Annotated in this window: 12 protein-coding genes; 8 read left to right on the forward strand and 4 right to left on the reverse strand. The window is 75.8% G+C overall.

Annotation, left to right across the window (positions count from 1 at the left end; all coding sequences use genetic code 11):
* Positions 1-49 precede the first annotated feature (49 nt).
* On the forward strand, positions 50-1,414 hold the full coding sequence (locus T328_RS34510; RefSeq protein ID WP_496500211.1) for a family 43 glycosylhydrolase: 1,365 nt from the start codon (positions 50-52) through the stop codon (positions 1,412-1,414).
* Positions 1,415-1,451: 37 nt separating this feature from the next.
* Positions 1,452-2,213: an aminoglycoside adenylyltransferase family protein gene (locus tag T328_RS34515; protein WP_496500212.1), complete on the forward strand. Its 762-nt coding sequence runs from the start codon at positions 1,452-1,454 to the stop codon at positions 2,211-2,213.
* A 21-nt stretch (positions 2,214-2,234) separates the two neighbouring features.
* Here the strand turns inward: T328_RS34515 and T328_RS34520 are convergent, their stop codons facing one another.
* Positions 2,235-3,002, reverse strand: coding sequence for a helix-turn-helix domain-containing protein (locus T328_RS34520; protein ID WP_496500213.1), 768 nt, complete (start codon positions 3,000-3,002; stop codon positions 2,235-2,237).
* A 54-nt stretch (positions 3,003-3,056) separates the two neighbouring features.
* On the opposite strand from T328_RS34520, the gene T328_RS34525 reads away from it, so the two are divergent.
* The 4 genes from T328_RS34525 to T328_RS34540 all read left to right on the forward strand — a co-directional run bounded on the left by T328_RS34525 (position 3,057) and on the right by T328_RS34540 (position 6,649).
* Entirely contained in the window at positions 3,057-4,238 is a 1,182-nt protein-coding gene (locus T328_RS34525) for an MFS transporter (RefSeq protein WP_496500214.1), read from the forward strand.
* Positions 4,239-4,325: 87 nt separating this feature from the next.
* Positions 4,326-5,378 carry an ABC transporter substrate-binding protein gene (locus tag T328_RS34530; RefSeq protein ID WP_496500215.1) on the forward strand — a complete coding sequence of 351 codons (1,053 nt, stop codon included), beginning with the start codon at positions 4,326-4,328 and terminating at the stop codon, positions 5,376-5,378.
* The gene (locus T328_RS34535; protein WP_496500216.1) at positions 5,375-6,199 is read left to right on the forward strand and encodes a siderophore-interacting protein; all 825 of its coding nucleotides are present in this window, start codon (positions 5,375-5,377) and stop codon (positions 6,197-6,199) included. The genes T328_RS34530 and T328_RS34535 overlap by 4 nt, the downstream gene beginning before the upstream one ends.
* Before the next feature lie 66 nt (positions 6,200-6,265).
* A complete protein-coding gene (locus T328_RS34540; protein WP_496500217.1) occupies positions 6,266-6,649 on the forward strand; it encodes a VOC family protein in 384 nt (127 codons plus the stop codon).
* 16 nt (positions 6,650-6,665) lie between these two features.
* On the opposite strand, the gene T328_RS34545 is transcribed toward T328_RS34540, so the two are convergent.
* The gene (locus T328_RS34545; RefSeq protein ID WP_496500218.1) at positions 6,666-8,174 is read right to left on the reverse strand and encodes an MFS transporter; all 1,509 of its coding nucleotides are present in this window, start codon (positions 8,172-8,174) and stop codon (positions 6,666-6,668) included.
* Between the two features lie 47 nt (positions 8,175-8,221).
* Between T328_RS34545 and T328_RS34550 the strand changes: the two genes are divergently transcribed.
* Entirely contained in the window at positions 8,222-10,249 is a 2,028-nt protein-coding gene (locus tag T328_RS34550) for an AfsR/SARP family transcriptional regulator (RefSeq protein WP_496500219.1), read from the forward strand.
* A gap of 307 nt (positions 10,250-10,556) precedes the next feature.
* Here T328_RS34550 and T328_RS34555 read toward each other — a convergent pair whose 3' ends face one another.
* Positions 10,557-10,949: a MerR family transcriptional regulator gene (locus T328_RS34555; RefSeq protein ID WP_496500224.1), complete on the reverse strand. Its 393-nt coding sequence runs from the start codon at positions 10,947-10,949 to the stop codon at positions 10,557-10,559.
* Positions 10,950-11,043: 94 nt separating this feature from the next.
* Here T328_RS34555 and T328_RS34560 point away from each other — a divergent pair, with 94 nt between their 5' ends.
* On the forward strand, positions 11,044-11,736 hold the full coding sequence (locus tag T328_RS34560; RefSeq protein ID WP_496500220.1) for an SDR family NAD(P)-dependent oxidoreductase: 693 nt from the start codon (positions 11,044-11,046) through the stop codon (positions 11,734-11,736).
* 15 nt (positions 11,737-11,751) lie between these two features.
* Here T328_RS34560 and T328_RS34565 read toward each other — a convergent pair.
* The coding region (locus T328_RS34565; protein WP_496500221.1) for an OB-fold nucleic acid binding domain-containing protein at positions 11,752-12,439 on the reverse strand (688 nt) is incomplete at its 5' end.

The following is a 12,439-nucleotide window of genomic DNA, read 5'->3' on the forward strand; positions in this document are numbered from 1 at the left end:
CGGCCGGCCCCGCCGCCGGCCCGTGAGTCCGCTCCCGGAAGGAGCCTCCGTGTCCCCGCGCCCCGTTCGCCTCACCACGGCCGCCGCTGCCGCCCTCGCGGCCGTCGCCGCCTTCGTGATCCCCGGTTCGTCCGCCTCCGCCGGACCCGGGCCCGCCGCCGCCCCCGGGGCGCCGGTGCTCGACGTGAACTTCCCGGACCCCGACGTCGTCAAGGCCGGGGACACGTACCACGCCTACGCCACCAACGGCGCCGGCAAGAACATCCAGCACGCCACCTCCACCGACCTCACGTCCTGGTCGCAGGACCCCGCCGACGTGCTGCCCCGGCTGGGCGACTGGGCGGCGCCGAACAGCGCGCTGGTCTGGGCGCCCGAGGTCTTCGACAACGGCGCCGGCTTCACCATGCACTACACCGCGCGCGACCTCGCCAGCGACAAGCAGTGCATCGGCGTCGCCCTGGCCGCCACGCCCGCCGGCCCCTTCGAGCCCGCCGGCGACGGCCCGCTGGTCTGCCCCGCCGACCAGGGCGGCGCCATCGACGCCTCCAGCTACACCGAGGGCGGGCAGCGCTACATGCTCTGGAAGAACGACGGCAACTGCTGCAGCCAGGACACCTGGCTGCACATCCAGCCCGTCAACGCCGACGGCACCGCCACCACGGGTGCGGCGACGCCGCTCATCCGCCAGGACCGCGCCTGGGAAGGGAACGTCATCGAGGCGCCGACGCTCGTCAAGCGCGGCGCCAAGTACGTCCTGCTCTACTCCGCGGACTTCTACGACGGCGACCGCTACAAGACGAGCTACGCCGTCGCCGACAGCATCACCGGGCCGTACACCAAGGCGGCCAACCCGCTGATGACCACCGACACCTTCGGCGGCGCCGTCATCGGCCCCGGCGGCCAGGACGTCGTCACCGGCCCCGACGGCCGCGACCGGATCCTCTTCCACGGCTGGAGCGCGGACCACTCGCGGCGCTCGATGTACGCGGCCGACATAGGCTGGGCGAACGGCTACCCGGTGGTGGACGGCAGCAAGGTGCTGTACCAGGCGGAGAACGCCACCGTGCACAACGCGACCGTCCGCGACGCCGCCGGCGCGCTCGACGGCCGCGCCGTCGGGCAGATCGACTTCCCGGACAGCTACGTGGAGTTCTCGGTCTTCACCCCCACCGCCGGCGCCCACACCCTGTCCGTCCGCTACGGCAACGGCTCCCTCGACGGCTCCGCGCAGGTGCCCGCGACGCACACGCTGACGGTCAACGGCGCCGCCGCCGGCGAGGTGCACTACCCCTTCACCGGCTGGGACAACTGGACCTCGGTCGACACCCAGGTCCAGCTCGCCGAGGGCTTCAACACGGTCCGCCTCGGCAAGGGCGCGTTCTTCGCCGAGCTGGACAGCATCGAGATCGCCTGAGTCACGCCGCCGGTGACCCAGGGCCGACACTGGTCCGATGGACGATCAGGTGCGCGCGGTCATGACGCTGGTCGACGACGTGCTGGGCGTGGAGGTCGTCGGCGCCTACCTGCACGGCTCCGCCGTCCTCGGCGGGCTCCACCCGGCGAGCGACGTCGACGTGCTCGTCGTCTCCCGGCGCTCCCTGACCGCGGGCGAGCGTCGGGCGCTCCTCGCCGGGCTGCTGCGGGTGTCCGGCCGCACCGGCGGGCTGCGCCCGGTGGAGCTGACGGTGGTCGTCGAGTCCGAGGTCCGGCCCTGGCGCTACCCGCCGACCGGCGACTTCCTCTACGGGGAGTGGCTGCGCGAGGAGTTCGCGGCGGGCGGGCCGCCGCGGCCGGAGCCGATGGCGGACCTGGCGATCGTGCTGACGATGGTACGGGCCGGCGACCACGCGCTGGCCGGCCCGCCGCCCGCGCGGGTGCTGGATCCGGTGCCGTACGAGGACGTGGCCCGCGCCGCCGCGGCAGGCGTTCCGGCCCTGCTCGCGGAGCTGGCCGACGACACCCGCAACGTCCTGCTCACCCTGGCGCGGATCTGGTGCACGCTCGCCACCGGGGAGATCCGCCCCAAGGACGCTGCCGCAGCGTGGGCGATCGGCCGGCTGCCGCCGGAGCACCGGCCGGTGCTGGAGCACGCGCGCAGGCTGTACCTCGGCAGCCGGTATGCGGAGGAGATCTGGAGCGCGGAGCTGAGGGCGCGGGTGCGTCCGTACGCGGACGCGGTGGCCGCCGAGATCGCGAGGCTCTCGCGGCCCTGACGCGGCCGGCGCCCGCGGGCCCTAGCCGCGGCGGTGGCTGCCCGGGGAGGTGCCGTAGGCGCGGCGGTAGACGTCGATGAAGGCGCTGGCCGAGGACCAGCCGCAGCGGTGCGCGACCGTCGTCACCGGCACGTCGTCGGCGAGCAGCCGCAGCGCGTGGTAGAGCCGCAGCTGCGTGCGCCACTGCGGGAACGTCATGCCGGTCTCGCGGCGGAAGAGCCGGCTGAGCGTCCGCTCCCCCGCGCCCGCCGCCCGGCCGAGGGCGGCCAGCGTGCGCTGGTCGGCGGGGTCGGCGTGCAGCAGGGCGCAGACGGCGGCGAGCCGCGGGTCGGCGGGGGCGGGCAGCGGCACGGGCCGCTGCGCGGAGTCGGCGGCGGCGGCGCGCAGTTGGTCCAGCAGGACGGTGCGCAGCCGCAGCCGCTCGGGGGTGTCGTCGTGCGGTCCGCGGGTGTAGACGAGGATCAGCTCGCGCAGCAGCGGGCTGACAGCCAGCACGCCGGGCGCGTCGAGCCCGAGTGGGTTTCCCGGCAGGTCTGTGTCCGCGGGCACGCCGACCAGGTGCAGGTCGAGGTGGCCGTACGCGCGGTGGGCGTGGACGCAGCCCGCCGGCACCCACAGCGCGCGGGTGCCGGGCGCGAACCAGGTGCCGGCGTCGGTGGTGACGGCGAGCACGCCGGAGCCGGCGTAGACGATCTGGTGGTCGTCGTGCCGGTGCGCGTCGATGCGCTCGCCCGCGGCGAGCTTCCTGGCCCGCGTGGGCGCCTCGGGGGCGTGGCGGCTTTCCGGCATAGGTTGGCATTTTATCGGAAGTTCGCCAGGGGTCTGCTCGGTGACGATCGGAGCATGCCCGAGCCCCGCCCCGCCCGCTTCCGGCCGCTGACGCTGCTGTCGGTGGGGCACGCCTGCGTCGACGTCTACCAGGGGGCGGTGGCGGCGCTGGTGCCGTTCTTCGTCGCCGAACGGGCGTACTCGTACGCCGCGGCATCCGGCGTCGTACTGGCGGCCTCGCTGCTGTCGTCGGTGGTGCAACCGCTGTTCGGGGTGCTGACCGACCGGCGCCCGCTGCCGTGGCTGCTGCCGGTCAGCACGCTGGCGGCCGGCGCGGGCGTGGCGCTGGCCGGGGTCTTCGGCTCGTACGCGGCGACGCTCGCGGTGGTCGCGCTGGCGGGTGTCGGGGTCGCCGCCTACCACCCGGAGGCCGCCCGAGTGGCGCGGCGGGCGAGCGCCGGCAGCCACACCGCGATGGGCTGGTTCTCCCTCGGCGGCAACCTCGGCTTCGCCGCCGCTCCCCCGCTGGTGTCCGCCGTCGTCGCGGCCGGCGGGTTGCGGGCCTCGCCGCTGCTGGTGCTGCCGGCGCTGGCGGGGGCGGCGCTGTGCGCGGCGGCGCTGCGTTCGCTGCGGCCGTACGCGCCGGAAGCGCCCTCCGCGCACGGAACGGGCGCGGGGGGCACGGCCGGCGGCCGGGACGACTGGGCGTCGTTCGCGCGGCTGACCGGGGCGGTGGTGTGCCGGTCGGTGGTGTTCGTGGGGCTGAGCGCGTTCGTCTCGCTGTACGTGCCCGGGCGCACCGCGGGCGGTACGGCGGCGGGCACGGCGGCGCTGTTCGTGCTCTATCTGGGCGGCGCGGTGGGGACGGTGGCGGGCGGGCGGCTGGCGTCCCGCTTCGGCCGGCTGCCGGTGGTGCGGTGGTCGTACGCGCTGAGCGGCCCTGCGGTCGCCGGGGTGGTGTTCGTGCCGGGTCCGGCGCTCTACGTCTTCGTGGCCCTCACGTCCGCGGGGCTGTACGTCCCGTTCTCGCTGCACATCACGCTCGGCCAGGACTACCTGCCCCGGCACGTCGGCACGGCCGGCGGGGTCACCCTGGGCCTCGCGGTCAGCGCGGGCGGGCTGGCGGGGCCGCTCATCGGCGTCCTCGCGGACGCGACGTCGCTGACCGTGGCGCTCACGCCGCTGATCGCGCTGCCGGCGGCGGGGCTCGTGCTGCTCGGCCCGCTGCGCGAGCCCGGGACGTCCCCCTACCGCTGAACCACCCCTCCCGGCAGGCCGGTCCGGGCGACTGTCACGGGCCGGGCCGCTCCCCCGGCCCGTGACAGTTAGGTTAGCCTAACCTTCATGCTGATATGCGACAGCCGTTTCCGGCCACGCCAAGCCGTCGCCCACCCCTCCCGCCGCGGTCTGCTCGCCGCCGGCGGCGCGCTCGGCCTCGGCGCCGCACTCGCCGCCTGCGGGGACTCCGGCTCCGATGAGGCAGACTCCCCTGGCGCAGGCGGAGCTTGGCGCTTCAAGGACGACCGGGGTGAGGTCGCCCAGGCCGACCGCACCCCCGAGCGCATCGTCGGCTACGTCGCCTCCGCCGCCGCCCTGCACGACTTCGGCATCGAGTGCACCGGCGTGTTCGGCCCGACGACGCTGCCGGGCGGCGAGCCCGACCTGCAGGCCGGCGACCTGAACGTGGACGAACTGACCGTCATCGGCAACACCTACGGCCAGTTCAACGTCGAGAAGTACGCCTCGCTGCGGCCCGAGTTGCTGGTCACCAACATGCAGGAGCCGCCGGTGCTGTGGTACCTGCCGGAGGAGAGCACCGAGGAGATCGTCTCCCTCGCCCCCGCCGTCGGCATCCGCACCTCCGGCACCTCCCTCGACGCGGCGATCGGGCGGTTCGCCGAGCTGGCCGAGTCCCTCGGCGCCGACCTGAAGGCCGAGAAGGTCGTCCGCGCCAAGTCCCGCTTCGAGCAGGCGTCGCAGACGCTGACCAAGACCGCCGAGGACCGCCGGGGCCTCAAGGTCCTCGCCGTCTCCGCCAGCGCGGAGCTGCTCTACGCCGCCGTCGCCGAGGACTTCGGGGACCTGCGCTACTACCAGCGGCTCGGCGTCGAGTTCGTCACGCCCGAGAACGCCGGCGAGGACGGCTTCTGGGAGGAGTCGAGCTGGGAGACGGTCGACCGGTACGAGGCCGACGTCATCATGGTCGACCGGCGCACCGGCAACCTCCAGCCGGACCAGCTGCAGGAGACCAAGCCCACCTGGCGCCGGCTGCCCGCGGTCGCCGCCGGCCAGGTGATCCCCTGGCAGAGCGAGGCGCACCACAGCTACGCCGGCCACGCGCCGCTGCTGGAGGCGCTGGCCGACGCGCTGCGGGACGCGCGGCAGGTGGTCCGGTGAGCACCGCGACCGTCTCCCCGTTCCGCTTCTTCGACCTCGTCGTGGCCGGGGTCGAGCGCCTGTCCCCCACCATGATCCGGGTCACGTTCGCCGGCCCCGGGCTGGCCTCGATGGAGTCCGCGGGGCGCGACCAGCGCATCAAGCTGTTCTTCCCGCACCCGGGCCAGGACGCGCCGGTCATGCCGGACGACGACGGCAGCGACTGGTACCCGGCCTGGCAGGCGCTCGACCCCGCGGTGCGCGGCATCATGCGCACGTACACGACGCGCAGCCTCACCCGCGACCCGGACCGGCTCGTGGTCGACTTCGCCGTGCACGGCGACACCGGCCCGGGGTCCCGCTGGGCACTGCACGCCGCCGTCGGCGACCGGCTCAGCGTGCTGGCGCCGATCGTCGCGGAGAACGTGGCGTACGACTTCCGCCCGCCGGCCGGCACCGACTGGATGCTGGTCACCGCCGACGAGACCGCGCTGCCCGCCGTCGCCGGGATCTTCGCCGCCCTGCCCGCCGGCGTGCCGGTGCGCGCCTGGATCGAGGTGGCCGACGCCGCCGACCGGCTGGAGCCGCCGACCGCGGCGGACGCGGACGTCACCTGGCTGGTACGCGGCACGGACGCGCCGACCCCGGACGCGGTGCGCGGCGCGCAGCTGCCTGGCGGCACGCCGTACGCCTGGGTCGCCGGGGAGTCGGCGACGGTCAGGGCCGTACGCCGGCACCTGGTGCGCGACCGGGGTTTCGACCGCGGGGCGGTGACGTTCACCGGCTACTGGCGCCGCGGCACCACGGAGGACCAGCTGCTGGCGGCGGCGGAGTCCGCCTGACGGCGGGGGCCGCCGCCGGGGCGTAATCCGGTGGCGGCCGGCAGGGCGCTCGGGCAGGGTGCGTCCATGACCTCGGTAGTGCAGAACGTCGCGATCGACTGTGCCGACGCCTACGAACTGGCGCTTTTCTGGAGCAAGGTGACCGGGAGCCCGGTCGATCCGGACGACGGACCGGGCTCCCCGGAGACGCAGGTGCTCCTGCCCGAGGGCGCGGTGCTGCACTTCAACACGGTGCCGGAGCCCAAGACGGCCAAGAACAGGATCCATCTGTGCCTGCGGCCCGAGACCCGGCGCGAGGAGGAGGTGGAGCGGCTACTCGGCCTCGGCGCCGCCTTCGTCGCCGACCACCGCAACCCGGACGGCACGGGGTGGGCGATCCTCGCGGACCCGGAGGGCAACGAGTTCTGCGTGCTGCGCAGCGCGGCCGAGCGGGCGGCGGCCCAGCCCTGAGCCGCCGCCGTACGGCTCAGCCGTCGTCGTCCTCCGCGCCGATCGGGCGCAGATGGCGCAGCAGCGCCGTGGCCAGCACCGCGAGGCCCGCGCAGAGCCCGGCGGCGACCAGGGCGACGGCGCTCATGCCGGAGGCGAACGCCGCGTGGGCGGCGTCGAGGACGTCGCCGCCGAGGCGCTCCGGCAGCGCGGCCGCCGCCGCGTCGGCGTCGGCGAGGGACTCCCCCGCCCGCTCCGGCGCCCCCGCGGGGAGGTCGACGCCGGCGGAGTAGACGGCGGCGCCGAGGCTCCCGAGGGTGGCGATGCCCAGCGAGATGCCCATCTCACCGCTGCTCTCCGCGGTGGCCGAGGCGGAGCCGGACTTGTCCGCGGGCGCCGCCCCGACGATGAGGTTCAGCCCCAGCGCGGCGACCGGCGCACCGCCGAGGAAGCCGAGCGTGAACCCGATCACCAGCGGTACGAGGTCGTCGCTGACGGCGACGTACAGGAACCCGGCCGCCGACATCACCAGGCCCGCGCCGACGACGACCGCGGGCCGCACGGACCGGGCCAGCACCGGCGCCAGCAGGGAGCCGCCCCCCAGCGCGAGTGCCGGCGGCGCCATCCACAGCCCGGCCTTCAGCGGCGAGAAGCCCCCGACGAGCTGGAGGTGCTGGCTGAAGAAGAGGTACGTACCGCCCTGCACGACCATCGTGAACAGCAGGATCACCAGCGCCGCGGAGAACGAGCGGTTCCGGAACAGCCGCAGGTCGAGCAGCGGTTCGGCCAGCCGGAGCTGGCGGCGGACGAAGACGTAGCCGAAGGCGAGCCCGGCGGCGACGGCGCCGAACGCCCGCACGTCCGGCTCGTCGGCCAGTTCCTTCAGCCCGTAGACGAGCGGGATGATCGCCAGCAGGGACAGCGCCACGCTCGCCGGATCCAGCCGCCCGCCGCCCTCGCCGCCGGACTCCGGCAGCAGCGGCCGGGCCGTGACCACCAGCAGCAGCGCCACCGGCACACCGAGCAGGAACACCGAGCCCCACCAGAAGTTCTCCAGCATCACCCCGCCGACGACCGGCCCCAGCGCCGCGCCGCCCATGAAGCACGCGGTGAACACGCCGATGGCCAGGGCGCGCTGGCGCGCGTCGGTGAACATGGTGCCGACCAGGGCCAGCGCGGAGGGCGCCACCGCGGCGGCCGAGACGCCGAGCAGCATCCGGGCGGCGATCAGCATCTCCGCGCTCCCGGCGTACGCGGAGAGCACCGACGCCGCGCCGAAGGCCACCGCGCCGAACGTGAGCAGCCGGCGGCGGCCGATCCGGTCGCCGAGCGTGCCCATGGTGATGAGGAAGCCGGCCATCATGAACCCGTAGACGTCCATGATCCACAGCACGTGGGTGGAGGACGGCTCCAGGTCCGCGGTCAGATGCGGCAGCGCGAGGAACAGCACACTGTTGTCGACCGAGGCGAGCAGCATGGGCAGGGCGAGAACACCCAGGCCGAGCCACTCGCGGGGGCCGGCCTTGGCGGCGGTGGTTGTCGTCATGGGTTCACGGTCGCCGCCGGGTGTTCGGGTTTGCTTATGGTGGTGTCATGCGCTTCGGAGTGCTCGGGCCGCTGCAGGTCCGGACGGACGACGGACGGCCGGTCAGGGTCCCGGAGTTGAAGGTGCGCGTGCTGCTGGCCGCGCTGCTCGCCCGGGAGGGGCGGCCGGTGCCGCATGGGCGGCTCGTCGACGACCTGTGGGACGCACACCCGCCGGGCAAGCCGACGGCCGCGCTGCGGGCGAAGGTGTCCCAACTGCGCCGGGCGCTCGGGGACGCCGAGCCGGGCGGCCGGGAGCTGGTCGTCTCCGGCGCCTCGGGGTACGTGCTTCCGGCCGCCACCGACGCCGGCGACTTCGCGGACCTGGTCCGGCAGGCCCGTACGGCGGCAGGGCCGGCCCGCGCCGCCGACCTGCTCACCGAGGCGCTGGCGCGGTGGCGCGGCCCGGCCTTCAGCCCGTACGAGGACGCGCCCTTCGCCCGCGCCACCGCCGCGCGGCTGGAGGAGCAGCGGCTGACCGCGCTGGAGGAGCTGGCGCGGGCGCGGCTGGACCTGGGCGAACACGCCCCGCTGGTCGCCGAGTTGACGGACCTGGTGGGCGCCCACCCGCTGCGCGAGCGGCTGACGGGGCTGCTCATGCGCGCCCTGTACGGCTCCGGCCGGCAGAGCGAGGCGCTGGCCGCCTACCGCGCGCTGCGGGTGCGGCTGCGGGAGGAGGCCGGGCTCGACCCGGGCCCGGAGCTGGCCGGGCTGCAGCAGCGGATCCTGGCGGGCGACCAGGCCCTGGCCGCCGCGCCGCCGGCGGCCCCCCGGCTGCGCCCGCCGCGGCCGCAGGCACCGCTGACGCCGCTGGTCGGCCGGGAGGCGGACCTCGCTCAGCTGCGGCCCCTGCTCGGCGGAGAGCGGCTGGTGACGCTCACCGGCCCGGGCGGCGTGGGCAAGACGCGCCTCGCGCTGGCCGCGCTGCACGACCGCCCCGAGCCCGGCTACGTGGCCGAGCTGGCGGGCGCCGGCGGCGGGAGCGTGGCCGACGTGGTGGCGACGGCGTTCGGTGTGCCGGACGAGGACCGGATCGCCGAGGCACTGGGCGACCGGCCGGCGGTGCTGCTGCTCGACAACGTCGAGCACGTCGTCGACCAGGCCGCCAAGCTCGCCGACCGGCTGCTGCGGGCGGCGCCCGGGCTGCGCGTGCTGGCCACCGGCCGGGAGCCGCTGGGCGTCGCGGGCGAGGTCGTACGCGCGGTGACGCCGCTGTCCGAGGAGCACGCGGTGCGGCTCTTCGCCGACCGCGCCGCCGCCGCGGCGCCGGGCTTCGCGGTCGGCGCCGGGAACGCCGCGGAGGTCGCCGAGGTCTGCCGCCGGCTCGACGGCATCCCGCTGGCGCTGGAGCTGGCCGCGGCCCGCGTCCGCGGGCTGGGCGTACGGGGCCTGGCCGCCGGGCTCGACGACCGCTTCCGGCTCCTCGACGGCGGCCGGCGCGGCGTGCCCGAGCGGCAGCGCACGCTGCGGGCGGCGATCGACTGGAGCTGGCGGCTGCTGGACGACCATGAGCGCGCGGCGCTGCGGCGGCTGGCCGTGCACGGGGCGGGCTGCACGCTGAGCGGGGCGATCTACGTCTGCGCGGACACCGGCGCCGGGCCGGGCGGTGCGGCGGCCTGTGCGGTGCCCATCGAGGCCGGCGGCGAGCAGGCGCCGGCCGCGGGCCTGACGGCCGCGGAGGTGCCGGGGCTGCTGGCCCGGCTGGTCGACCGGTCGCTGGTCTCCCGCGACGGCGAGCGGTACCGGCTGCTGGAGACGGTCGCCGCGTACGCCTGGGAGCGGCTGGAGGAAGCGGGCGAGACGGCGGAGGTGCTGGACCGCCGCGACGACTACTACGCGCGCCTCGCGGAGTGCGCCGAGGCGGAGCGGGCGGGCCACGCGCGCCAGCGCTGGATCGACCGGCTGGACGCGGAGATCGCCAACCTGCGCGAGGCCCTCGACGGCGCCACCCGCCGCCGCGAGACGGCGCTGGCGGCCCGCATCAGCGGGTCCCTGGCGTGGTACGAGACGGCCCGCGGCCGGCCGACCCCGCGCTGACGCCTGCGGCGCGCCCGGCGGGGTGGCCGCGCCGCTCGGCCGACGGCCGCGAACGCCCGGAGACGGGGAGCCGTCTGCGGGTCCACCCTCGACCGAGCCGCCCGCGCGCCGGGATGCGCGGACAGGGAGCGGGGTCCGGCCCGCGGCCCGTTCGCGCCCGACGGCGGCCGCATGCCGCACCCGGTCCCGGTCCCGGTCCCGGTCTCGGTCTCGACGCGTACGCGATGGTCGGCGCTCGCCCTATCCCCCGCGCGAGCGCCATCGCCCCGCCGGGTCGGGCGCAGCGGGGACGGGCCGCCGGCGGTGTTCAGGAAGTCCCCGGGCCGACGGCGAGGGCTCGGCCGGCGGGGTCCAGCAGGCCGTCGATCAGCCGGCGGGAGTGGTCCAGGCGGTCGATGGCGGTGGTGATCCTGGCGTGCTCGCGGCGCAGCCGGGCCATCGCGCCGGGGCAGCCGGTCGTCACCAGGCGGTGTGCGGGGCCGTCGCCGTCGTCGACGCAGTCCAGGATCCCCGCGATGACCGCGGTGCGCAGGCCGGCGTCGAGCAGCACGCGGATGTGCCGCACAGCGGCGATGTCGCCGTCGGCGTACTCGCGGTAGCCGTTGGGCAGCCGGACGGGGTGCAGCAGTCCCTGCTCCTCGTAGTAGCGCAGCAGCCGCCGGCTCACGCCGGTCCGGTGGGCCAACTCGCCGATCCGCATGCCGTCCCCGCCCTCTCGCTTGACCTTCACACCGGTGTCACGCCTTAACGTCGCGGGCACCGCCGATCATCCGCGGGGAGAGCGAGGACAGCTCATGGCAGGAGCAGTGGTCATCGGGGCGGGGCCCGGGATCGGCGCGGCGGTCGCCCGCCGGTTCGCCCGGGAGGGCTTGCCGGTTGCGCTGGTGGCGCGTTCGCGGCGGACCCTCGGGCCGGTCGCCGAGGCGGTCGCCGCGGCGGGCACGGCGGCTCCGCCGGGGGGCGGGGTGCTGCCGCTGGCGGCCGACGTCACCGACGAGGCGGCGCTGCGTACCGCGCTCGACGCCGCGACGGGCAGGTTCGGCGTGCCCGACGCCGTCGTCTACAACGCGGCCCTCGTCCGGGCCGACGCCCTCGGCGAGCTGGCGCAGCCCGCCCTGCTGGACGCCTGGGCCGTGAACGTCGGCGGTGCGCTGACCGCGGCGACGCACCTGGCTCCGGCGATGGCCCGGCGCGGCGGCGGCTCGTTCCTGATCACAGGCGGCATGCCCGAACCGAAGGCGCCGTACGTCAGTCTCTCGCTGGGCAAGGCGGGGGTGCGCACGCTGGCGCGGCTCCTCGACCTCGAGTACGGGTCGGCGGGCGTCCACGTCGCGACGGTGACGGTCGACGGCGTGGTGGCGCCCGGCACGGACTTCGACCCGGACACGATCGCGGAGCACTACTGGCGGCTGCACACCCAGCCCCGGTCGCGCTGGGAGCACGACGTACCGCACACGGGCGCGGACGCGGCGGCACCGCGCGCGTGACCGGCGCGGCGCGCACTACGTGCCGGGCTCCCGGCTCACCGCGACGGCCGCCTTGAGGTCCGCCCAGAACTCCGGCCGCGGCGCGATGCGGTGGCCGAGGCGGTAGACCGTCGTACGGGACCGGCCGCGGACCCGCAGGTGCACGTCGGACGGGCCGGGGTGGGCCGTGAGTACCGCCTTGAGGCGGCCCACGGACTCGGGCGTCACCTGGGCCTCGGTCATGTCGAGGCGCACCGGGGCGCGTTCACCCGCGGTGGACAGGTCGGGGACGGCGAGTTCCATGGCGACCAGCCTGGGCACGTCCTCGCGCTTGTCGAGCCGTCCCTTGACGAAGACGATGGCGTCCTCGACGAGTTGGGTGGAGACCAGCTGGTAGGTGGCGGGGAAGAACATGCAGTCGATGGAGCCGCCGAGGTCCTCCACGGTGGCGATGGCCCAGGCGTTGCCCTGCTTGGTCATCTTGCGCTGGAGGCCGGAGATGATGCCGCCGATGGTGACGATGGCGCCGTCGGCGTGGTCGCCGCCGTTGAGCGCGGCGATGGAGGCGTCGGCCTTGTCGCCCAGGACGTGCTCGATGCCGAACAGCGGGTGGTCGGAGACGTAGAGGCCGAGCATCTCCCGCTCCTGCGCGAGGAGGTACGACTTCTCCCACTCCTCGTCCGCGAACTGCACGTCCAGCCCGAAACCCGGCTCGTCCGCCGCC

This window comes from Streptomyces sp. CNX435 (genome assembly GCF_059570575.1).